Origin of the sequence: Bacillus sp. 0102A (genome assembly GCF_036765155.1) — a bacterium.
In the GTDB taxonomy this organism is placed as follows: Bacteria; Bacillota; Bacilli; order Bacillales; family Bacillaceae; genus Bacillus; species Bacillus subtilis_G.
This window is the reverse complement of the sequence record NZ_JBAIZW010000002.1, coordinates 99127-122397: the sequence shown is the minus strand read 5'-3', so window position 1 is coordinate 122397 and position 23271 is coordinate 99127. Positions and strand designations below refer to the sequence as shown.

The following is a 23271-nucleotide window of genomic DNA, read 5'->3' as shown; positions in this document are numbered from 1 at the left end:
AATGCTGAACACAGAAGACATTCTCTGTAAAATGCTTTTCGCACAATTGCAGTCCATAGGTTTTTTCACAGAAAGTAAATCCCAGCCAGTATTGGAGAATTTCTATGGCAGATGGTTAGAAGAAAGCCATTCGATTTTAGAACGCCATCAATTTCTCAAGCGGACGGCGAATGGACATGTTCCAACGCGCTCAATAGGAACCGTGAGTGAGCTGTGGAAGGAATGGAATGAACAAAAATCAGACCTGTTTCAAGACAATAATATGAAAGCCATGGTGACATTGGTGGAGACAGCACTTAAAGCCTTGCCGGATATTCTGACCGGCAAGGTGTCTGCCACCGATATCCTGTTTCCGAATTCATCAATGGATCTAGTAGAAGGCGTCTATAAAAACAACCAAGTCGCAGACTATTTTAATGATGTGCTGGCGAACACACTAACGGCCTATCTGCAAGAACGTCTGAAGCAAGAGCCTGAGGCAAAGATTCGTATATTAGAAATCGGAGCCGGAACCGGCGGTACAAGCGCGGCTGTTTTTCAAAAGTTGAAAGCCTGGCAGACACATATAAAAGAATACTGCTATACAGATCTGTCTAAAGCATTTTTAATGCACGCAGAAAATAAGTACGGCCCGGATAACCCGTATTTGACATATAAACGATTTAATGTGGAGGAGCCGGCATCTGAACAGCATATTGATGCGGGGAGCTATGACGTGGCCATTGCAGCGAATGTGCTGCATGCCACGAAAAATATCCGGCAGACATTGCGAAACGCAAAAGCAGTTTTGAAAAAGAACGGACTGCTCCTCTTAAATGAAATAAGTGATCATAATATATATTCGCATTTGACGTTCGGCCTTTTAGAGGGCTGGTGGCTGTATGAGGATCCTGCTCTCCGTATACCGGGCTGCCCGGGTCTGTATCCGGACACTTGGGAAATGGTGCTTGAGAGTGAGGGATATCGCCATGTTTCCTTTATGGCTGAACAATCACATCAGCTCGGCCAGCAGATCATTGCTGCTGAAAGTAACGGAGTCGTTCGTCAAAAAAAGAAAACTGAGATAGAAGATACAGCACATTTACAAATCGATGCGGAAAAAGTTCATTCACAGGATAACGATTCTCTCATTGAACAAACGATTCAATTTGTGAAACGTACGCTGGCAAAATCGATCAAACTATCACCAGAGCGTATTCACGAAGATACGACTTTCGAGAAGTATGGAATCGATTCGATTTTGCAGGTCAATTTTATTCGTGAATTAGAAAAAGTGACGGGGGATCTTCCAAAAACCATTTTATTCGAACATAACAACACAAAAGAACTCGTCGACTATTTAGTCAAGGAGTACGAAAATAAGCTCCGGACAGCACTGTTAAAAGAAACACAGCAGCCTGCAAAACACGAAGCACCTGTTCAAAGGGAGCGTGCAGCTGCTAGTAAGCCGCTTGCTTTTACCGCACGCCGCTTTGCCGGAGAGCAGCAGATCAAAGAAACTCAGCAAGCATCAAATAGTGAGTTGAAAAAAGAAAAGACAAGTCATTTCCAAGTGGCACAGACGAATGATCATGGTACAGAAGATATCGCAATAATCGGGATCAGCGGACGCTATCCGATGTCTGCTGGCTTAGAAGAGCTTTGGGCGCATTTAATCGCTGGAGACAATTGTATTATAGAGGCGCCGGAATCCAGATGGCGCACATCTTTATTGAAAACATTATCAAAAGATTCAATCCAGATGGCAGATAAGAAGCGGTATGGCGGATTTTTACAAGACATTGAAGCATTTGACCATCAGCTTTTTGAGGTGGAGCCAAGCCGGGTGATGGAAATGACGCCGGAACTGCGCTTATGTTTAGAAACCGTCTGGGAAACATTTGAGGATGGCGGCTATACCCGAACCCGGCTGGATAAACTGCGGGATGATAATGCCGAAGTGGGTGTCTTTATTGGGAATATGTATAACCAGTATTTTTGGAATATCCCATCATTAGAGCAGGCAGTGCTCAGTTCAAATGGGGGAGACTGGCATATCGCAAACCGCATTTCCCACTTTTTCAACCTGACTGGACCGAGTATCGCTGTCAGCTCAGCATGCTCCAGTTCATTAAACGCCATCCATCTTGCCTGTGAAAGCCTGAAATTGAATAGCAGCTCTATGGCAATTGCGGGAGGAGTCAATTTAACACTCGATCTCTCAAAGTATGATTCTTTGGAGCGGGCCAATCTGCTGGAAAGCGGAAACCAAAGCAAAAGTTTTGGCACAGGAACCGGACTTATTCCCGGGGAAGGTGTCGGAGCAGTCCTGTTAAAACCGCTTTCGAAGGCAATGGAAGATCAGGATCATATTTACGCTGTGATCAAAAGCAGTTTTGCCAATCATAGCGGCGGAAGACAGATGTATACAGCACCAGATCCGAAGCAGCAAGCAAAATTAATCGTCAGGTCGATTGAGCAGTCGGGCATTGATCCGGAGACTATCAGCTATATTGAGTCAGCTGCAAATGGTTCAGCGCTGGGCGATCCTATTGAAATGATTGCATTAACAAACGCATTTGAACAATACACGAATAAGAAACAGTTTTGCGCGATAGGTTCTGTCAAATCCAATCTGGGACATTTGGAGGCAGCTTCCGGCATTTCTCAGCTGACAAAAGTGCTGCTGCAGATGAAGAAGGGAACGCTGGTGCCGACAATCAACGCAACACCTATCAATCCAAATATTAAACTGGAAAACACGGCTTTTTATCTTCAAGAACAAACGGAGCCATGGCATCGCTTGAATGATCCTGAAACAGGAAAGCAATTGCCTCGCAGAAGCATGATCAATTCCTTCGGAGCGGGGGGAGCCTATGCCAATCTCATTATAGAAGAATTTATAGAGATGGCTCCTGAGAGACGGATTACTTCCCGCCAGCCGGAATGTACAGCCGTTTTTTCAGCAAAAACAAAATGGAGCCTGCTCAGCTATCTTGAAAACATGCAATTGTTTTTAGAGAAGGAAGCTGCTCTGGATATTGAACCAATTGTACAGGCTTTACAAAGAATAAACCACGATTTAGAGCATAGGGCTGCATTTACAGTAACATCGACTCAGGAACTGATCGAAAAACTGAAGATGTTCCGTACATCAAAAGAAAGCTCACGCAAGCAAGGTATTTATACATCATTCGATTTACAGCCATGCGCGGGATCAGCCCAAAAGGAACGAGAAACAAGCGCAGCAGAGCAATGGGCAGCAGGGGCATCCGTTGATTTTAAAGAAGCAGCTCAAGGGAACCGATCCAGCTGGGTTCGCCTGCCGCACTATGCATTTGATCATCATACATCATTTCATTTCGATGTTCCGGCGGGTCAGGGGAAACCATCAGCTGTCGAAAGCAATAACAATCATCCGGTCATACAAGATCAATTCACATATGATGAGCCTTACGTGCAAGGCCACGTCTTCAACAATGAACGGGTGCTTGTCGGCGCAACATACAGCAGTCTGGCTATTGACGCATTTTTTAACATGTTTCCTGAGGAAAACAGCGGCCGTATCAGCAAATTAAGCTATATCAATCCAATTTGCATCAAACAAGGCGAGACCATTGAACTGCAGGCAAAGCCGCTTCAAAAAAATCAAGTCATAGAATTACAAATCATGTACCGTGAGCTAGCCTCTGATACATGGAAGCCTGCCGCAATCGGGCAATGCCAAAAAAGTTTGGTTGAAACAAAAAAAGTCAATATCGAAAGCTTAAAGCATTCGTTAACCGAGCTTCATCACATCGATCAGATGTATAAAGCCGGAAATGGCCCTGAGTGGGGATCGTTATTTAAGACGATTACACATCTTTACAGAGATCATAAGTCCGTACTGGCAAAAATTCGCCTGCCTCAAAGCGATCTGGCAAACGGGCATCATTACACTGTAAGCCCATTGATGACAAACAGCGCCTACTTGGCTATCCTTAGTTTCTTGGAGCAATTTGACATTGAAGGCAGTTTCCTGCCCTTTGGAATCAATGATATCCAATTTACAAAACATACGATACAAGAGGATTGCTGGCTTCTGATTACATTGGTTAAGAATACAGGTGACATGCTCCTGTTCGATGTAGATGTGATCAATGAATCGTCAGAAACGGTGCTGCGCTATTCGGGTTACTCGTTAAAACAACTGCGAGTTACAAATCAAATAAGGAATGAAAATCAGAACATCAAAGTCCGCGGTCTAAAAGACCGTATCAAAAGCTATGTAACAAATAAACTGGCAGTAAACATGGCCGATCCGTCAAAACTGGCTCTCTCAAAAGCTCATATTATGGAATTGGGTATTGATTCCTCTCAATTGGTTGGGCTGACAAGGGAGATCGAATCAGAAACAAAAATCGAATTAAACCCGACGTTGTTTTTTGAATATCCGACTGTTCAAGAGCTTATTGAATTTTTTGCGGACAACCATGAAACATCTTTTGTTCAGCTGTTTGGTGGAGTTGATCAGCAGCAGGAACGATCAGCTCAAATCGAAAACCAAATGAAACAGATGCCGGCTGATGAGATGAAAACGGATAAAGCAATCGAACATGCAGCCGACGGCATAGCCATTATCGGCATGTCGGGACAGTTTCCGAAAGCAAACAGCGTAACGGAGTTTTGGGACAACATCATTCACGGAAAAAACTGTGTCTCTGAAGTGCCGAAAGAACGCTGGGACTGGCGTGAATTTGCCTCAGTTGATAAAGAAGGATCATCAAGCCTTCAATGGGGCGGATTTATAGAAGGAATAGGTGAGTTTGACCCGCTGTTTTTTGGCATATCACCTAAAGAAGCGGCACATATGGATCCGCAGGAATTTCTGCTCTTGACACATGCATGGAAGGCGATGGAAGACGCAGGCTTAACAGGACAGGCCTTATCAAGCCGTCCGACAGGCGTATTCGTCGCAGCTGGCAATACGGATGCAGCTGTGATTCCTTCCTTAATTCCAAACCGTATATCCTATGCGCTGAATGTAAAAGGGCCAAGCGAATATTACGAAGCTGCCTGTTCCTCCGCTCTTGTGGCTTTGCACAGAGCTATACAATCCATCCGAAACGGCGAATGTGAACAAGCCATTGTCGGGGCTGTGAATTTGCTGCTTTCACCAAAAGGATTCATTGGCTTCGACTCAATGGGATATTTGAGTGCGGATGGACAGGCCAAATCCTTTCAAGCAGATGCGAATGGCTTTGTCAGAAGTGAAGGCGCAGGGGTTCTCATCATTAAACCTTTGCAAAAAGCCATTGAAGATTCCGATCATATTTATTCGGTCATTAAAGGTACAGGTGTATCGCATGGCGGCCGGGGAATGTCACTGCACGCGCCAAATCCGGCCGGTATGAAGGATGCAATGCTGAAGGCTTATGAAGGAGCGCAAATTGATCCCAAAACGGTGGCCTATATCGAAGCGCATGGGATCGCCTCTCCATTGGCAGACGCAATAGAAATAGGTGCGTTAACTTCAGGCTTAAGTCAGCTAGAGTCGGAACTTCCACAGGAAGTACAGGAGGAAGCGCCGTGTTATATCAGCAGCTTAAAGCCGAGCATTGGACACGGTGAACTGGTCTCCGGTATGGCTGCTCTCATGAAGGTCAGCATGGCGATGAAGCATCAAACAATACCAGGCATTTCCGGATTTTCTTCATTGAATGATCAGGTGTCAATAAAGGGCACCCGTTTCCGAATGATTCCGGAGAACCAGCAATGGGAGGATGTAAAGGGCGACTCAGGCAGAATCATCCCGCGCAGAGCGGGTATCAACAGCTATAGCTTTGGAGGCGTAAATGCGCACGTCATTTTAGAAGAATATATTCCTTCATCAAAAGCACCGGTTAATATGAACGAGAATGAAGCTCATATTGTGGTTCTTTCAGCAAAAAATCAAGACAGGCTAAAAGCAGTTATTCAACAGCAGCTTGATTATGTGAACGAACAACAAGAACTGTCGTTGCCACATTATGCTTATACACTTCAAACCGGACGAGAGGAGATGGAGGACCGGCTGGCGCTGGTCGTCCGAAGTAAAGAAGAACTGGTTATTTGCTTGCAAGACTGCATAACAGCTGCGGAAAAAGGCGAAAAGCCAAAAAGTTCTGTGCCTGTTTTTTGCGGGAATGCAGAAGAGGGCTCGTCAGATATCGAAACCTTGCTTGATGGTCCATTAAGAGAAATGGTGATAGGAACTCTGTTGTCTGAGAATAACCTTGAAAAGATTGCATTCTGCTGGACAAAAGGGGTGCGAATCCCGTGGGAGCAGTTTTATCAAGGAAAAGGCGCCAGCAGAATACCGTTGCCAACCTATCCATTTGAAAAGAGAAGCTGCTGGAATGGCTTTCAAGCATTAGAGAATACGCCTTCTGTTTCACATGAGATGCATATCAACAGCAGCGATCATCACATGTTAGCTGATGTATTAGGGATGGATCCAGAAGAACTGCATCCTCATAAGCCATTGCAGCATTACGGGTTTGATTCGATTTCTTGCATACAGTTATTGCAGCAACTGCAAGCAAAGGTTGATCCTTTCATCACCTTGGCGGAGCTGCAAGCATGCCAAACTGTGCAGGATATGACGGACTTGATCGCAAAGAAACAGGCGGATGCCTCCTTACGAAACGAGCACACTCGTACGTTCCCGGAATTGATACCGTTAAATGACGGCAAGCGGGGGCGCCCTGTATTTTGGTTTCATGGCGGAGTAGGTGGCGTTGAAATCTATCAGTCATTTGCAGAAAAAAGCCAGCGCCCTTTTTACGGTATTCAAGCAAGGGGATTTATGACTCAACATGCTCCTTTGCACGGAATTGAACAAATGGCTTCCTATTATATAGAGATCATCCGAGCCATTCAGCCGGAAGGCCCTTATGATGTAGGCGGATATTCCTTAGGCGGAATGATTGCATATGAAGTCACACGCCAGCTGCAAAGCCAAGGTCTTGCTGTCAAAAGCATGGTGATGATTGACTCTCCATACAGTTCTGAGACGAAAGAGAATGAAGCTTCTTTGAAAACATCAATGCTGCAAACGATCAATATGATGCTGGCATCGATTGCGAAGCCGGATAAGCTTACTGACGTTCTCATCAGCCGTGAAGAGGTAGACACAAACTCAGAGGATGAAGAATTCCTGTCTGAGCTGATTGATTTGGCAAGAAAACGGGGATTGAACAAACCGGAGAAGCAAATACGCGCGCAGACTCAGCAAATGATGAAAACCCAGCGTGCCTATGATGTTGAAGCGTACACTGTTCAGCCTCTTCCTGATCCTGAGGCGGTAAAATGTTATTACTTCCGCAATAAAAGCAGGTCTTTCTTTGGAGATTTAGACATTTATTTCACTTTCTCAAATGAAAAAGCACCGTTTGATCAATCTGCCTACTGGGAGGAATGGGAGCGGCAAATGCCACATTTCCATCTGGTGGATGTCGAATCAAACAACCACTTCATGATATTAACAGAACCTAAAGCCTCCAAAGCCATGTTAGAATTTTGCGAAAAACTCTATTCAAACAGGGGAGTTGTTAACGCGAATTTCCTTAAGGCTTTCCGGAAAAAACATGAAGCGAAAGAAGATGAATTGGTGAAGCGCTGAGAAACACAAACGCCCCCTTTTGAAGGGGGCGTTTTGAATATGTTATTTTGAAAGTAACACAGGGAGACTTTCTAACCCTCTTAAAAAGACATTTTTTCTCCATTGGATGTCATCAGGCGCTGCCGCGAGTTCAATATCCGGGAATCTCTTCAGAAGCGCGTTAAATGCAATGTGGCCTTCCAGTCTGGCTAGCGGCGCTCCTAAACAGAAATGAATGCCAAAGCCGAAAGAAATATGTCTGTTAGGCGACCGATTTATATTTAGTATTTCCGGGTTCTCAAAAAAGCTTGGATCGCGATTGGCAGATCCGATGCCTATAAAGATCATGTCTCCTCTTTTGATCGAAAACCCCTTGTATGTAAAGTCCTCGATGGCCCACCGATTTGCCATCATCACAACAGGCGAGGTGTATCGCAGCAATTCTTCAACAGCTGTAGCGATCATTTCAGGATGCTGCTTGAGCTTCTCGCATTCCTCCTTGTGCTGAAGCAATGCGAGAGTGCCCGATCCTAGCAAGTTAACAGTTGTTTCAAGACCCGCTACAACCAGTAAAAACAGCATCGAATAAAGCTCTTTTTCGCTTAACTTGCTGCCGTTTTCTTCAGCATGCACAAGTTTGCTGATTAAATCGTCTTTTGGCTGTATTCTTCTGTCGTGGATCAGCTTGGCGATATAGTCTTTAAATTCATGAAGGGCTTGATTAGTCAGCTCTCTGTTACTTTCAGAGGTATCAACCATCGCATTGGTCCAGATTTGAAACTGTGCCCGATCCTTTTTAGGAATTCCCATCAATTCAGATATAACAATAAAAGGCAAAGGGGATGCGAAGGATTTTATGATATCCGCTTTCTTTTCTTTTTCCATTTCATCTAAAAGCTGTTCAGAAATGTGTTCGATGCTGCCGCGCAGATTTTCAATCGTTCGGGGAGTAAATGCTTGATGAACAAGTGATCTCAAGCGGGTGTGATCAGGTGTGTCTTTTGCCAGCATATGATCGGATACGAAATCGATATCCTCGCTGACGTTGAGCATTTTGATTTGTTCTTGGCTCATCACGTTTTTAACGTCTCTTGTAATCCGATTGTCTTTTAAAAAGGCCATACAATCATCGTATCGGGTAATTAACCAAGCCGGATATGTACCTCCGAACCGTTTTAATTCAAACCGGTGAAGGGGATCTTCCTCTCTAAATCGGCCCAAAACTGAAAAAGGATTGTGATGAAATTCTTTCCCGTGCGGATGAAACATCAATTTTTCCATTTGCATTCTCCTCGCCTAATAGGGTAAATAGATGTTTTTGCAGAACCAGCTTGTGAAATACAGAATTATTTGAAACTTAATCCTGTCTCTAAAACTATATATCTATTTTAGACGTCATTCAATAGGGTGAAGAACGAAAAAATGAAAAAGTGGCTCCATTGTAAAGCAGCGCCTCTGAATGAAAGCTCAAAGGCGCTAAGCTGAATGATTTTGATGAAAGTGACCGTCAGCTGTGCTGGACATCAAATGTATAGACTGCACGATCTGTTACGACCTTCAATCCTTCGTTTTCTTGGTGAATATGAATATCACCTAATAAAGGAATCTCATAGGCGTTTTGCGGAAGCGGTATGTTGCCTTCTTCTGTGAATGTTGTTCCTTCGCCTTCTAAAACGAGTTCTTCATTTGCAACATAGTCATCAGGATGATTGGTGCTGCGTATCCCCACTTTTTCAAGGTGGAGAACAATCTGATCCAAGTCAGAAATCTCTTCATCATGGGTCAATTCACCTTTTCTAATATCAATTGTTTGGCCGACTTTTGATTCCAGCCATTGAGAAAGCTGTGTATTCGTGTGTGCCATCAATATTCCTCCTTTTGATCTACACGATACTATTCCCAATTGCTGCAACTTTTACACGGAAAAGAGCCGCCTCACCCTTTATGTATGAAACAACTTGTTGTTCAGTGCCTTGATATAACGTACAGCAGAACGCTGAACCGCTTCGTCGGCATTTTCTTTGACAACTTTTGAAAAAGCATTATAAATCCTGTTAAATTGAAGCGGTTTCACTTTGGCTGCTATTTCTTCAACTTTGGAGGCGGGGAGGGGAATGAGATTTGGATAGCTGTACATAAAGCTGACCCAGTTTCGATCGGCCGCAACCGCAATGATATCCCCGGTCAACAGACAGCCTTTCCCTTCATTGCCGTTGCGCCAATGGAGAACAGCCCCGCCTTTAAAGTGTCCGCCCAAGCGGTAAAGGTCCAGTCCCGGCTTCACGTTGAGCGTTTCCCCTGACCAGAACTGAATGTGATTGCTTGGCCTTGCCACCCATTCTTTGTCATCCTCATGAATATAGATCGGGGCCTGAAACGCTTCAGCCCACTCCACCTGAGCAGAGTAATAATGAGGATGAGACAGAGCGATGGCTTGAATTCCGCCTAATTCGTTGATTTGCTTAATTGTCTTTTCGTCAAGATATGAAATACAATCCCACAGCACGTTGAAGCCCTTATGCTGGATCAAATGTGCTGTTTGTCCGATCGCAAACTCTGGTTCAGTTTTGATGCTATAAAGATGTTCTTCTTCTTTTTTGAGGATGTTTTGAAGGTTTCCTTTTTCACGCATGTCTGCAAGGGTTGTCCAAGATTGTCCATCCGGATGAATATACTGCCGTTCGTCATCGCAAATCAGACATGAGTCCGGCGGATTTACTGTTTGCGCATGTTGTACACCGCATGTCTCGCAGATATAATATGGCATTTCTTTCACTCCCTTCATTTATTTTCTATATTTTATCCCATTATTATGAAAGTTCAAAATATAAAGCCGGCAAGTCTACTGAGAGATTTGCCGGCTCTATGAAGCTGTCTATTGGCCGGGAACGGAATTTTCTGCGTTGACAGCGCCCGCGCCGTAAACATTCGGATCTTCATCTTTCCATTTGTCCGTGCCATTTTTCAAAAGCTCTTTCACTTCATCAGGTGTAAGATCCGGGTTTTGCTGAAGGATTAAAGCTGCGATTCCTGCACATATGGGTGTTGCCATCGATGTTCCTGACATTGTAAAGTACTGAGATCCTACACGGCTTGACTTTTGAAGCTTATCGATATAAGAATTCGGAGAGCGAAGGGAAATGATATCAACACCCGGCGCTAAAATATCGGGCTTTACTTTCCCGTATACTGTTGGCCCGCGGCTTGAGAAGGAAGCGACCGTATCATCATCGCTGCTTGCGGTATCGTTATCGTCAAGGGCACCTACTGTCATCACCTTTTCGCTGACGCCCGGGCTTGCAATGGTTTGTGGATCAGGCCCAGAGTTTCCGGCAGCGACACAGACGACAATCCCAGCGTTCCACGCTTCGTCAACCGCTCTGACTAACGGGTCTTGCTGTTCATTATCATATCTAAGCGCATCGCCTCCGAGCGACATACTGATAATATCGATCGGTTCGTTCGGGTTGTCCTCATTGTATTGAATACACCACTCCACACCTTCAATAATATCCGCTAATGTTCCTGAACCTTGCTTATTCAGTACCTTCACGCCGATTAGATTAGCTTCCGGCGCTGGTCCGCGGTATTGGCCGGAAGAGGATGCGCCGCTGCTGGCGACATCACCTGCACAGTGTGTGCCATGGCCATTATCATCATACGGCTCAGTTTTTTGATTGACCATGTCGGCGAATCCGATAATCCTGCCTTCTAAATCAGGATGCGGGTAGATTCCTGTATCGACAACAGCGACGGTAACGCCTTTTCCAGTCAGGGTTTGCCCGTTTCTGACGACTTCCTTCGCGTGGCTTGCTTCGGTTGCCGTGTCTAGAAGCGCTTTGACTTCACGGTTTAAATACACTTTGCGGATATCGCTGCATTCAGAAAGAAGTAAATCTAGCGCTTGTGGGGTCACCTCCGCGCTGCAGCAATTGATTGTGTTGAAGCGTCTTTTTAGCTTGCTGCGTTTTTCTTTTTGCAGCACCTCTCCAGCCATTTGAAAGCCGGTCTCGTGACAGCCTTCCTCAAATTCAATAATGACCGACAATTTTTTTCGGTTTTTCAATTTGGTTTCGAAAAACTGATGCAAGAAGCAAGGAGTCCATTTGAAGGGCTTGTAAAGCTGCAATACGCTTTCCCGTAACGGCCAATCTAGCTTATGAGCATTTGCTCTCACCATTTGTACCATAGAGTACCCAAACATGTATTTTCCTCCTATTATAAGGTATTCTGTATACTCTATGAACGGATGATAGGTTTGGTAAGTTTGTTTGTCCTTCATAGTAAGCGGACAAGAGTTGGTTTTAATGAATCTTTTGAATCAAATACGAAAGGTTCAGGAGATGAGGCAATCATTGGGGATTGAAAAAGAACATTTGTTCGTATTATAATGTTGTCATCAAACTGGCAAGGAGAGAGCAACGTATGAATTTCTTCTTACATCGGTCTTTGGAAAGCCAAATGCCAATCAGCATTATATATATGAAGAAAGACGGAACGATTAGTAAAAGAACAATTATTGTAAGGCAGAAAAGCAAAACGCAAATCAAAGCTTTTTGTTTTTCGAAACAACAGATCAGAACGTTTTTGTTAGACTCTATTCTCTCTTGTGACTTTGTAAGAACAAATAAGCAAAACTTCCATTTTTCAGGCAGATAACAGGCTGTCCGTCTCAGCATGCCGGGCAGCTGCTAAAAAAACCTCCTTACACCTCTATACATGTATTTGCCAAGTGAGGTTGTTCCTACCTTTTTTGTCTTTCCTCTCAATCTTTTTTCACTCATATTTGAAACGAACCGCTATGAACCGTGACAATCAATTGATTTTTTGAAACCGGGAACTTTTTCACTGCTGATATAGTGTATACAATGGTAAGATAAAACCTATTGGCTAAACCTCATATAATGAACCGCGCCATTCTTATGAAAGGAGTTAAACATGAGAAGATTTTTACTAAATGTCATATTAGTCTTAGCCATTGTCTTATTTCTGAGATATGTTCATTACTCATTAGAACCTGAACCATCTAATCAGCCAGATACATATTCAAATTTCAGCAGCTTGGCAGAAAATGAGAGCCCAGCCGATTATGATATTTCTTATAATGAAAAAAAAGGAAGCAAAGTCTTAATTATGTCTCCGCATGGCGGAAGAATTGAAGGCGGAGTAAGCGAGCTTGTGCGGTATTTCAATAATGAATACTCTACATACCTGTTTGAAGGTTTAAAGTCACACGATAACCAAACACTGCATATTACAAGCACCAACTTTGATGAGCCATTGGCTGGAAAGAAAATCAAGGAGCATCAATATGTTGTGGCTTTTCACGGATATAAAGGGGAAAGCAAGAATACACTTGTTGGAGGCACAGACCGAAAGCGTGCGAAAATGATCGTAAGGGCCCTTGAGAGAAGAGGGTTTTCAGCTGAGTTAGCGTCATCTAAAAGCGGCCTTGCTGGATTGAATGCCGAAAACATTAACAACAAAGGGGAAACGGGGCTGAGTATCCAGCTGGAAATCAGCCGTGAGCAGAGAGAAGCATTTTTCGATGATTTTTATTATAAAAATAGGAAATACACAAAGAACAGTGAATTTTATGATTATGTCCGTGCAATCAACAGTGTCCTTGAACAAGAGTATTCATAACAAGCAGACAAGAAGACAAAATAAGAGAAGATCAGTAGACTGAAATAGGATCATTAAAGGAGGCAAAACAGACGATGGCAGATCATCATTTTTATTTAAAAGCGAACTGGCCGGGTAAACGCAACGACGTTGGTACGATCGAAAGCGGAAACCTCATCACATCTATTTCCATTCCTAAAGAAATGGATGGACCGGGAGAGGGGACCAACCCGGATGAAATGCTTCTCGGGGCGGCAGCAACCTGTTACATTATTACACTTGCTGCGATGATGGAAAGAAGCGGGCTGGAAAAAGAAGACCTGCAGATGGAGGCAGAAGGTATTGTCGACGTCACAAAAGGAGTCTTTACATACAAAAAGATCATTCACCGCCCCTCCGTCGTGCTCAAACAGGATGCTTCACAAGAGGATGTCGCATTGGCGCACAAGCTTTGTGAAAAGGCGGAGTCGTCTTGCATGATTTCACGCGCCATTCAAGGAAATGTCGAGGTGCAGCTTGAGGCCTCTGTAAAACGGAGTGGTGAATAAGAAACAGACGGTCACTCACAGACCGTCTGTTTTTTTTCTTCAGCAGGGGCTTTTGATTGATTTAAAACGACGACGCCTGCAATGACAAGCGTGAGCCCGAACACTCCCTTTAAACTGATGGTTTCGCCAAAAAGCAAAAATCCGACAATGGCTGTAAGCGCCGTTCCAACACCCGACCATGTCGCATACGCGCTTGATAAGTCTAATGTTTTTAAAGAAAAGCTTAGAAAGGCAAAAGCAGAAAGAAATCCGGCAATGACTCCGATAATGGGCCAGGCTTGTGTAAATCCTTCTGAAAGCTTCAGCATCGTGCTCCCGAAAACCTCAGATACAATGGCAAGAGCCAAATAAAGAAATCCTTTCATCATCATCAACACTCCCTTACTGCCAGTTAAGCAACACAACTCCTGAAATTAATAAAAGGATTCCGATAAGTCCTTTCACGTTCAGTTCTTCCTGGAACCATTTCACTCCGATCACTGCCGTCAGCACCGTGCCCACACCGCTCCAAGTTGCATACGAGAGGCTGAGGGGGATATGATTTAAGGTGAGTGACAGCATGTAAAGGGCGATGAAATAGCCAATCACGACCAAGGCGCTGGGCTTCCACTTTTTGAAGCCGTCAGACACTTTCAGCATGGCCGCTCCAATTGATTCCGAGCATATGGCAATCGTGAGGAATATGTATCCTATTAACATCGTAAATTCTCCTCACTTCAAATGTGTTTTGAGATCATAAAATCGTCAGCTAGAAAAATATTAGTGTATGCCTAACAACGAGTCAAGAGATTCATTTCCGGTCCCATATAAAAAAGACCCCTTTTTAAGAGGTCTGTTGTGATTAATAGTAATAAGGATATGGAGGATAGTAGGGATATCCGCCATACAAATAGGGATTAAATAAAGCGCTTCCTATAAGCCCGCCTGCAAGGCCGCCGATAAATGGTCCTCCAAAAAACCCAAATGGCCGGCCAAAACCAAATCCGTAGCCAAACCCGGGTCTTCCAAACCCAAATGGTCTTCCGAATCCGTAAGGCCTTCCAATGATCCTTGTATCTGCAGCAGTGAAATAATGATCTACCTCATTCATGTTTTCTTTCCTCCTGTCATAAAGTGTAGATGATGCAGTGTATTCAGCCTACCCGGATTTGATTGGGCGTTTGATGAAAAAGAAGGGGTGTGAACACATTGGGCCTGTATCCATCTGACTGGTCAAAAGCGCCGCCTCACGTACATGCTTATCTTGCCAAGACGACCAGAGAACAGGGACATTATCATCTCATTGAAGGGTTTACTCAGCCGGCAAACGGATCGAACACAGATCAGCATACACACTACTTTTCAGGGATTACGTCTTTTGAAAACGGACACTTTCACCGGTATTACGGTATAACGGGTCCTGCGATTCCCCGAACAGACGGCACCCATTATCACGAAATCGAAGAAACGACGTATCTGGCCTATAATGAGCCGATTGAGATCCGGTACGGAGGCGTTGTGTATGACCCGAATGATGACGGAAGAAAAACGCATCGGCATGCCCTGCAAGGAAAGACGAGAGAAATCGTCGGCAATGAGCCGCTCGGTTGGTAGAAGGATGTTTACCGACGCAAAAAAAGGGCAAAATGGATAGGTGGTTGTACATGATGAATGCTATAATGGGGGGAGATTTATAAAAGAGAGTGATACATATTGAATAATACGAAGCAGCCCGTTGTCATTTTAGTAGGACCGACGGCAGTGGGGAAAACAAATTTAAGTATTCAGCTGGCTAAATCCTTGAACGCGGAAATTATCAGCGGAGATTCGATGCAGGTTTATAAAGGGATGGATATTGGAACAGCTAAAATCACCGAACAGGAGATGGAGGGGGTGCCCCATCATCTGATTGACATTTTAGATCCCCAAGATTCCTTCTCCACTGCAGATTATCAAAGCTTAGTGAGAAACAAAATCAGCGAGATTGCCAAAAGAGGAAAGCTTCCGATGATTGTCGGCGGTACAGGGCTTTACATACAATCTGTGCTTTACGATTATACATTTACGGAAGAGGCGAACGACCCTGCGTTTCGGCAGAGCCTGCAAATGGCTGCTGAGCGGGAAGGTGCTGACTTTCTTCATGCCAAACTCGCTGCGGCAGATCCAGAGGCAGCAGCTGCGATTCATCCGAATAATACGAGAAGAGTCATTCGCGCGCTGGAAATTTTACATACGTCTGGAAAAACGATGTCTCAGCATTTGAAGGAGCAAAAAAGAGAACTCCTGTACAATGCAGTGTTAATCGGGCTGACAATGGATAGAGACACGCTTTACGCAAGAATTAATCAGCGTGTTGATATGATGATGGAGGCAGGTCTTCTTCCGGAAGTGAAACGCCTCTACGACAGGAATGTGAGGGACTGTCAATCGATTCAAGCGATAGGCTATAAGGAGCTATTTGCACATTTTGACGGTTTTGTGACGCTTTCTGATGCCGTCGATCAACTGAAGCAGAACTCAAGGCGATATGCGAAACGCCAGCTGACATGGTTTCGCAACAAAATGCAGGTGATCTGGTTCGATATGACACCACCCGTTGATATGGAACTGAAAAAAAAGGAAATTTTCACACATATAGCAGGAAAACTCGAACTTTAATCGAAACTGTATGATATAGAGAATCAAGGAGGACGAAACATGAAACCGATTAATATTCAGGATCAGTTTTTGAATCAAATCCGGAAAGAAAATACGTATGTCACTGTTTTTTTGCTGAATGGCTTTCAGTTGCGGGGTCAGGTGAAAGGCTTTGATAACTTTACCGTATTGCTGGAATCGGAAGGGAAGCAGCAGCTTATATATAAACATGCGATCTCAACGTTTGCGCCGCAAAAAAACGTCCAGCTTGAACTCGAATAGATCAAAAAACACCATGTTAAGGCATGGGGAGGCTGTCGGGGGAATTCCGGCAGCCATTTTTTAAAATTGATCCACTTTCGTTCCAAGCTTTTTTGTAAGCTGACCATGCCAAGGCACGGTCTTTTTTTATGAGATCAACATATGTGAATTGAAATGGTATATTATGTATAAAAAAGAATCTAGGAGTGACGCGACCTTGTTTGAAAGTGAGACAGAACTGAGACGGATCAGGATAGCGCTTGTGTGGATAGCTGTATTTTTGCTGTTCGGGGCGTGCGGGAATCAAGACACCATCATTGAAACAGACAGCGGCAATTCAGGCTATGAAACGCCTCAGCCAACCTCGTTTCCTCTTGAACATAATCATTTTGGCGTTGTGGAGGACGGCTATATCAAAATTTATGAGTATAATGAGTCCCGCAATGAGGTAAAGCTGAAAAAAGAATATTCGGATGATGATGAGCTTGAATAAAATTCACAAGCATCCGAATTTACAAAGCGGATGCTACCCGCTAAACTAAATACAGACACAGATCAAACAGAGGGTGAAAACATGAAGCATAAAGTGATCGTGAATCATTGGGAAGAAATTTGTGAAGATGATTCTTGCTATGAGTACGGAACAAGCATCATTGTGAACGGAAAAGAATTAATCAGAGAAGCGTCAATTATCAGCGCCTTGAAGGCGGTTTTAGAAGAGATCGGTGCGGATGTTGAAATAGAAGAAACAGTAGAGAGCGAAAAATGCTGTGATAGCTTAAGAAAAAAAAATCTAGACTACTAAGCAGTTTTTTTTCATGTTATGATATACATCGGCTTAAAAACGACACCCCGAGTAGGACGAGAGATCATTCTCGTTCTGCTCTCTTTTTTGGGCCCTGATGAGCCTGCCCATTTGCCTGATTTGATCAAAATATGAATTTTTCACGAAAACAAATCTATATATTGTGTTTTTGCTAGAGGATAGTATACTATATATAGTGTTAGTGATAAGAGATTCATATTTTTTGATAGGTCGTGATAAAACGTGGTACAAATCATATTTGATTCGAAAACAGGGAATGTTCAGCGGTTTGTGAATAAAATAGACTTTCAGCAGATACGCAAGGTGGACGACATTGACCACATGGACACTCCGTTTGTTTTGGTCACCTACACGACGAACTTCGGTCAGGTACCGGCATCAACACAATCATTTCTCGAAAAATACGCCCATCTTTTATTAGGAGTCGCTGCGAGCGGCAATAAAGTATGGGGCGATAACTTTGCAAAAAGCGCCGATACCATTTCAAGACAATATCAGGTGCCGATCTTGCACAAATTTGAACTCAGCGGCACATCTAAAGACGTTGAATTGTTTACTCAGGAGGTAGAAAGAGTTGTCACAAAATCAAGTGCCAAAATGGATCCAGTTAAATAACGAAATCATGATCCAAAAAGATGGAAAATTCCAGTTTGATAAGGATAAAGAGGCTGTACATAGCTATTTTGTAGACTATATCAACCAAAACACAGTTTTCTTTCACGACTTAAAAGAGAAGCTGGATTATTTGATTGAAAACCAATACTACGAAGAGGAATTCTTAAGCCTTTATTCTTTTGAAGACATTAAAGACGTGTTTAAGACAGCTTACGCTAAGAAGTTTCGTTTTCCTTCCTTCATGAGTGCGTTTAAATTCTATAATGACTATGCTTTGAAGACGAATGACAAGAAAAAAATCCTCGAGCGTTATGAGGACCGAATCTCAATTGTTGCGCTGTTCTTCGCAAACGGCGACACTGAGAAAGCAAAAGAATATGTGAACCTGATGATCAATCAGGAATATCAGCCGAGCACACCGACATTTTTGAACGCCGGCAGAAAACGCCGCGGTGAACTGGTGAGCTGCTTCTTGCTCGAAGTCAATGATTCTTTAAACGACATTTCAAGAGCGATCGATATCTCCATGCAGCTTTCTAAGCTGGGCGGCGGGGTTTCTCTTAACCTGTCCAAGCTTCGCGCCAAAGGTGAAGCCATTAAAGATGTTGAAAATGCCACAAAAGGCGTTGTAGGCGTGATGAAGCTCCTTGATAATGCGTTCCGCTACGCTGACCAAATGGGACAAAGGCAAGGATCTGGAGCGGCGTACTTAAACATATTCCACCGCGATATCAATGATTTTCTTGATACGAAAAAGATTTCAGCGGATGAAGATGTACGTGTCAAAACGCTTTCTATCGGTGTTGTCATTCCGGATAAATTCGTTGAGCTTGCGCGTGAGGACAAAGCGGCTTACGTATTTTATCCGCACACGATTTATAAAGAGTACGGCCAGCACATGGATGAGCTGGACATGAACGAAATGTACGACAAATTTGTCGACAACCCCCGGGTGAAAAAGGAAAAAATCAACCCGCGGAAATTGCTTGAAAAACTGGCGATGCTTCGTTCTGAATCAGGCTATCCATACATCATGTTCCAAGATAACGTGAATAAAGTGCATGCCAATAACCATATTTCCAAGGTGAAATTTTCTAACCTTTGCTCTGAAGTGCTTCAGGCATCACAGGTTTCTTCATACACAGACTATGACGTAGAAGATGAAATTGGTTTGGATATTTCCTGCAACCTGGGTTCACTTAACATTCTCAATGTCATGGAGCACAAATCAATCGAAAAGACGGTTAAGCTTGCGACAGACTCTTTAACACACGTGTCTGAAACGACTGATATCCGCAACGCGCCTGCTGTAAGACGGGCAAATAAAGCGATGAAATCAATCGGTCTCGGCGCTATGAACCTTCACGGCTATCTTGCGCAAAACGGCATTGCGTATGAAAGCCCGGAAGCGCGTGACTTTGCAAATACGTTCTTTATGATGGTGAACTTCTACTCCATCCAGCGCTCAGCGGAAATCGCAAAAGAGAAGGGCGAAACGTTTGATCAATATGAAGGATCAACCTATGCGACAGGTGAATATTTCGAAAAATACGTTTCAACAGATTTCTCACCGAAATACGAAAAAATCGCTACTCTATTTGAAGGTATGCATATCCCAACAGCAGAGGACTGGGAAAAGCTAAAAGCATTTGTGGCTGAACACGGCATGTACCACAGCTACAGATTATGCATTGCGCCGACAGGCTCTATCTCATACGTTCAATCAAGCACGGCGTCTGTCATGCCGATTATGGAACGGATTGAAGAAAGAACATACGGGAACTCAAAAACGTACTACCCAATGCCTGGGCTTGCATCTAATAACTGGTTCTTCTATAAAGAAGCCTACGATATGGACATGTTTAAGGTTGTGGATATGATCGGGACTATCCAGCAGCACATTGATCAGGGAATCAGCTTCACGTTGTTCTTAAAAGATACAATGACGACTCGTGATTTAAACCGAATCGATCTGTATGCACATCACAGAGGAATTAAAACCATTTACTATGCAAGAACGAAAGATACTGGGCAAGACAGCTGCCTTTCTTGTGTTGTTTGATTAAAGGAGAGTTTATAGTGACGAAAATTTATGACGCAGCAAACTGGTCAAAGCATGAAGACGATTTTACCCAAATGTTCTATAACCAAAACGTGAAACAGTTCTGGCTTCCGGAAGAGATTGCTTTAAACGGCGATCTCCTCACATGGAAGTACCTCGGGAAAAACGAGCAGGACACATATATGAAGGTACTGGCCGGACTGACTCTTCTTGATACAGAGCAGGGGAATACGGGGATGCCGATCGTGGCTGAACACGTAGACGGCCACCAGCGGAAAGCGGTGCTGAACTTTATGGCGATGATGGAGAACGCTGTCCATGCGAAGTCGTACTCTAATATTTTCATGACCCTGGCACCGACTGAAACGATTAATGAAGTATTCGAATGGGTTAAGCAAAATAAATATTTGCAGAAAAAAGCGCAAGTCATCGTCGGACTTTACAAAGCCATTCAAAAAGATGATGAGATTTCACTATTCAAAGCGATGGTTGCTTCCGTCTATTTGGAAAGTTTCCTCTTCTACAGCGGTTTCTATTATCCGTTATATTTCTACGGACAAGGAAAACTGATGCAGAGCGGTGAAATCATTAACCTGATCCTTCGTGATGAAGCGATTCACGGCGTTTATGTGGGTTTGCTTGCTCAGGAAATTTATAATAAGCAGACAGAAGAGAAAAAAGCAGAGCTTCGCGAGTTTGCGATCAACCTTCTGGATGAGTTATATGAAAACGAGCTTGAGTATACAGAGGACTTGTACGATCAAGTCGGACTCTCACACGATGTAAAGAAATTCATCCGCTATAATGCCAATAAAGCGCTGATGAATCTTGGATTCGATCCATACTTTGAAGAGGAAGACATTAACCCGATCGTTTTAAATGGATTAAATACAAAAACAAAATCACATGACTTCTTCTCTATGAAGGGTAACGGTTATAAAAAAGCGACAGTTGAGCCGCTCAAAGACGATGACTTTTATTTTGGAGATGAAAAAGAGCAGATCTAATATCTGCTCTTTTCGGCTTGAAGGTACAAATGAGGAGGACGCAGTAATCATGGGAAAAATGGACGAAATGATATTGGTCGCCCCGCGCGATGACGTGTTTAAGAAAGAAAGTTTAACCTTCCAGGGCGTGAACAGTGAAGATAGCAGAGTAGCAGAAATCATGGCTCAGATCGAAGCGGGCTATCGTGAAATGAGAAGGGGAGATGCAGAAGAAGATCCTCATTATAAGCAGCCGATTCCTTATGTCGTCATTAAGCGGGAAGATGAAGTTTTCCTTTACGAGCGGCTGGCCGGCGGCGGAGAATCACGTCTGCACAATAAACTTTCTCTCGGATTTGGAGGTCATATGAACTCTATTGAAGGAGCAGCCTCATTTTCAGAAGTCTTAAAGCTGAACACAGACCGTGAGCTTGACGAAGAACTGCAAATCAACGAAGAGGATAAACAGGCGATTGTCACACTGGGATTGATTAATGATGATGATAACAGTGTCGGCAAAGTGCATATCGGGATTCTTTCTGCGCTTCAATTGAAGCCAGGCTCACATGTGGAAGTGAAAGAGAAAGAACAAATTGCAGGAAAATGGATGAAAGTCTCTGAATTAAAACACGACGACATCTATAACCGTCTGGAAACATGGTCACAATTTGTTGTTGATATTCTTGAATAAAAAAACCCGGTTTCTCGCGATGAGGAGCCGGGTTTTTTATGAGACGCTCGTCCACGTCTAGATTATGATTCTAGAATCACAATAGCGTCAAAGCCGGCATTTTTCGCTCTTACAGCAAGTGCGTCTGCATTGGCTTTGGATAAAAATGCGCCAATCTGTACTTTGTATAATCCGTCCTTTAAAAGGACAATCGTGTCAAAGCCTTTAGCTTCGGCACTGCTTGCGAGTGAGTCCGCATTTGCTTTTACTTTAAATGCGCCGACCTGAACCTTATATAAGCTTGAACTGGAGGTCTTTTTAAGCTTAAAGGCTTGCTCCAATCCGTTTGCATGGCTTCTCGCTAAGCTTTGAATAAAGCTGCTTGTTTTCAGCTTATTCGCATCCGCTACGGTATCAATGAATCCGTTCTCAGTCAATAGGGCAGGCATTGCCGACTCCCTTAGGACGTGGAAGTTTGCTGTTTTTTTGCCGCGGTCTGCAAAGTTGACAGCTTGTATCACTTCAGAGTGAATCGCAGATTGGTAAATCGTCGTCGGGGCCCCCACACCCGGGTAAATATAGCTTTCAAAACCTGTGCCTCCCCCGGCATTAATGTGAATGGACAAAAAGAAATCTGCACCCCAGTTATTGGCAGCATTGGTCCGGTCGCTTAAGCTGACATATTGGTCGCTTGTCCGGCTCAGCAGCAAAGAAACGCCTTCATACTCATTTGTCAATATCGTACGCAAAGCTAAAGCGATTTGCAGGGTTAACGTTTTTTCTTGAAGGCCATTCCCTGTTGCGCCTGGATCAGAGCCGCCATGACCAGCGTCAATAAAAATTTTAACCATTCTCTATCACCTCATTACAGGATATGAAAAAACACGGCTTCTGCTTGTACGATTATCATTCGTCTGAAAAATGAGGAAATAACCCTTTCACATGCGGAAATTATTTCTCGGGAAAGCGCACAATTCAACATGAAGCGACAGCAGATTCTCTCTGAAGAAAAATGTGAAAAAATCATTTGTTTGTGAGTATTAGTATTATGGGGGCGGCTTGATTTCCGTTGATTCCATCTGGTCTTCGGCTTTGCGTCAGGAATTTGAAACATAAATGAATGCGCAGAGCTCCTTATATGCTGAGAAGAAAAAGAAATGTCTCAGGTATCTTAGGCCGAATGAGGGCGTCAAATTAAGCGAGTTTTGGCTTGGTTCCTGTTCAAAACCGAAAGCGCCATGCTAAACAGGGTGCGCAAAGGAGCTCGGGTGGGCTCTTCCGCTGACAAATTCGTTTGAGCTGTTAAAAGCGATATAGGAAATGTCCCTCAAGGGATGATAGAAACCTGATATTGAGTAAATAGTGAATGAGGTTTATCTGTCAAAGGCATATCACCATGTTCATATCTCAGTGTTCCTTACAAAATTGTTAAAAACAAAATCTCTTGGTTTGTCCACCCCAT

Annotated in this window: 21 protein-coding genes; 13 read left to right on the top strand and 8 right to left on the bottom strand. The window is 43.6% G+C overall.

Annotated elements, in window-relative coordinates:
- Position 1: 1 nt before the first annotated feature.
- The gene (locus V6D41_RS05225) at positions 2-7621 is read left to right on the top strand and encodes a beta-ketoacyl synthase N-terminal-like domain-containing protein (protein ID WP_333517501.1); all 7620 of its coding nucleotides are present in this window, start codon (positions 2-4) and stop codon (positions 7619-7621) included.
- A gap of 42 nt (positions 7622-7663) precedes the next feature.
- Here V6D41_RS05225 and V6D41_RS05220 read toward each other — a convergent pair whose 3' ends face one another.
- The 4 genes from V6D41_RS05220 to aprX all read right to left on the bottom strand — a co-directional run bounded on the left by V6D41_RS05220 (position 7664) and on the right by aprX (position 11804).
- On the bottom strand, positions 7664-8881 hold the full coding sequence (locus tag V6D41_RS05220) for a cytochrome P450 family protein (protein ID WP_333517500.1): 1218 nt from the start codon (positions 8879-8881) through the stop codon (positions 7664-7666).
- A 226-nt stretch (positions 8882-9107) separates the two neighbouring features.
- Positions 9108-9464 carry a hypothetical protein gene (locus V6D41_RS05215; RefSeq protein ID WP_333517499.1) on the bottom strand — a complete coding sequence of 119 codons (357 nt, stop codon included), beginning with the start codon at positions 9462-9464 and terminating at the stop codon, positions 9108-9110.
- 78 nt (positions 9465-9542) lie between these two features.
- On the bottom strand, positions 9543-10367 hold the full coding sequence (locus V6D41_RS05210; protein ID WP_333517498.1) for an MBL fold metallo-hydrolase: 825 nt from the start codon (positions 10365-10367) through the stop codon (positions 9543-9545).
- Positions 10368-10475: 108 nt separating this feature from the next.
- A complete protein-coding gene (gene aprX / locus V6D41_RS05205; protein ID WP_333517497.1) occupies positions 10476-11804 on the bottom strand; it encodes a serine protease AprX in 1329 nt (442 codons plus the stop codon).
- A 221-nt stretch (positions 11805-12025) separates the two neighbouring features.
- On the opposite strand from aprX, the gene V6D41_RS05200 reads away from it, so the two are divergent.
- The 3 genes from V6D41_RS05200 to V6D41_RS05190 all read left to right on the top strand — a co-directional run bounded on the left by V6D41_RS05200 (position 12026) and on the right by V6D41_RS05190 (position 13773).
- Entirely contained in the window at positions 12026-12259 is a 234-nt protein-coding gene (locus V6D41_RS05200; RefSeq protein WP_087991473.1) for a hypothetical protein, read from the top strand.
- Positions 12260-12538: 279 nt separating this feature from the next.
- A complete protein-coding gene (locus tag V6D41_RS05195; RefSeq protein WP_087991474.1) occupies positions 12539-13246 on the top strand; it encodes a poly-gamma-glutamate hydrolase family protein in 708 nt (235 codons plus the stop codon).
- Between the two features lie 74 nt (positions 13247-13320).
- Complete coding sequence (locus V6D41_RS05190) at positions 13321-13773, top strand: OsmC family protein (RefSeq protein WP_333517496.1); 453 nt, start codon at positions 13321-13323, stop codon at positions 13771-13773.
- Positions 13774-13784: 11 nt separating this feature from the next.
- On the opposite strand, the gene ebrB is transcribed toward V6D41_RS05190, so the two are convergent.
- From ebrB to V6D41_RS05175, 3 genes are all read right to left on the bottom strand, one after another.
- On the bottom strand, positions 13785-14138 hold the full coding sequence (ebrB, locus tag V6D41_RS05185) for a multidrug efflux SMR transporter subunit EbrB (protein ID WP_148961937.1): 354 nt from the start codon (positions 14136-14138) through the stop codon (positions 13785-13787).
- Between the two features lie 16 nt (positions 14139-14154).
- Positions 14155-14472, bottom strand: coding sequence for a multidrug efflux SMR transporter subunit EbrA (ebrA, locus tag V6D41_RS05180; protein ID WP_087991476.1), 318 nt, complete (start codon positions 14470-14472; stop codon positions 14155-14157).
- Positions 14473-14614: 142 nt separating this feature from the next.
- Positions 14615-14863 carry a hypothetical protein gene (locus tag V6D41_RS05175; RefSeq protein WP_087991477.1) on the bottom strand — a complete coding sequence of 83 codons (249 nt, stop codon included), beginning with the start codon at positions 14861-14863 and terminating at the stop codon, positions 14615-14617.
- A gap of 89 nt (positions 14864-14952) precedes the next feature.
- On the opposite strand from V6D41_RS05175, the gene V6D41_RS05170 reads away from it, so the two are divergent.
- From V6D41_RS05170 to V6D41_RS05130, 9 genes are all read left to right on the top strand, one after another.
- On the top strand, positions 14953-15366 hold the full coding sequence (locus V6D41_RS05170) for a YmaF family protein (RefSeq protein ID WP_148961757.1): 414 nt from the start codon (positions 14953-14955) through the stop codon (positions 15364-15366).
- A 99-nt stretch (positions 15367-15465) separates the two neighbouring features.
- Positions 15466-16410, top strand: a complete 945-nt coding sequence (miaA, locus tag V6D41_RS05165) for a tRNA (adenosine(37)-N6)-dimethylallyltransferase MiaA (RefSeq protein ID WP_333517495.1) — start codon at positions 15466-15468, stop codon at positions 16408-16410.
- Positions 16411-16449: 39 nt separating this feature from the next.
- A complete protein-coding gene (hfq, locus tag V6D41_RS05160) occupies positions 16450-16671 on the top strand; it encodes an RNA chaperone Hfq (RefSeq protein WP_003221097.1) in 222 nt (73 codons plus the stop codon).
- Positions 16672-16867: 196 nt separating this feature from the next.
- Positions 16868-17143 (top strand): YmzC family protein, encoded by a 276-nt coding sequence (locus V6D41_RS05155; RefSeq protein WP_148961755.1) that lies wholly within the window; start codon positions 16868-16870, stop codon positions 17141-17143.
- Between the two features lie 81 nt (positions 17144-17224).
- Positions 17225-17455, top strand: a complete 231-nt coding sequence (locus V6D41_RS05150) for a hypothetical protein (protein ID WP_003238362.1) — start codon at positions 17225-17227, stop codon at positions 17453-17455.
- Positions 17456-17698: 243 nt separating this feature from the next.
- Entirely contained in the window at positions 17699-18091 is a 393-nt protein-coding gene (nrdI, locus tag V6D41_RS05145; protein WP_087991481.1) for a class Ib ribonucleoside-diphosphate reductase assembly flavoprotein NrdI, read from the top strand.
- On the top strand, positions 18051-20153 hold the full coding sequence (gene nrdE / locus V6D41_RS05140) for a class 1b ribonucleoside-diphosphate reductase subunit alpha (protein ID WP_087991482.1): 2103 nt from the start codon (positions 18051-18053) through the stop codon (positions 20151-20153). Before nrdI ends, nrdE begins: the two co-directional genes overlap by 41 nt.
- Before the next feature lie 17 nt (positions 20154-20170).
- A complete protein-coding gene (gene nrdF, locus V6D41_RS05135; protein WP_087991483.1) occupies positions 20171-21160 on the top strand; it encodes a class 1b ribonucleoside-diphosphate reductase subunit beta in 990 nt (329 codons plus the stop codon).
- A 49-nt stretch (positions 21161-21209) separates the two neighbouring features.
- Entirely contained in the window at positions 21210-21830 is a 621-nt protein-coding gene (locus tag V6D41_RS05130; protein WP_333517494.1) for a hypothetical protein, read from the top strand.
- A 62-nt stretch (positions 21831-21892) separates the two neighbouring features.
- Here V6D41_RS05130 and V6D41_RS05125 read toward each other — a convergent pair whose 3' ends face one another.
- On the bottom strand, positions 21893-22660 hold the full coding sequence (locus V6D41_RS05125) for an N-acetylmuramoyl-L-alanine amidase (RefSeq protein WP_333517493.1): 768 nt from the start codon (positions 22658-22660) through the stop codon (positions 21893-21895).
- Positions 22661-23271: the final 611 nt, after the last annotated feature.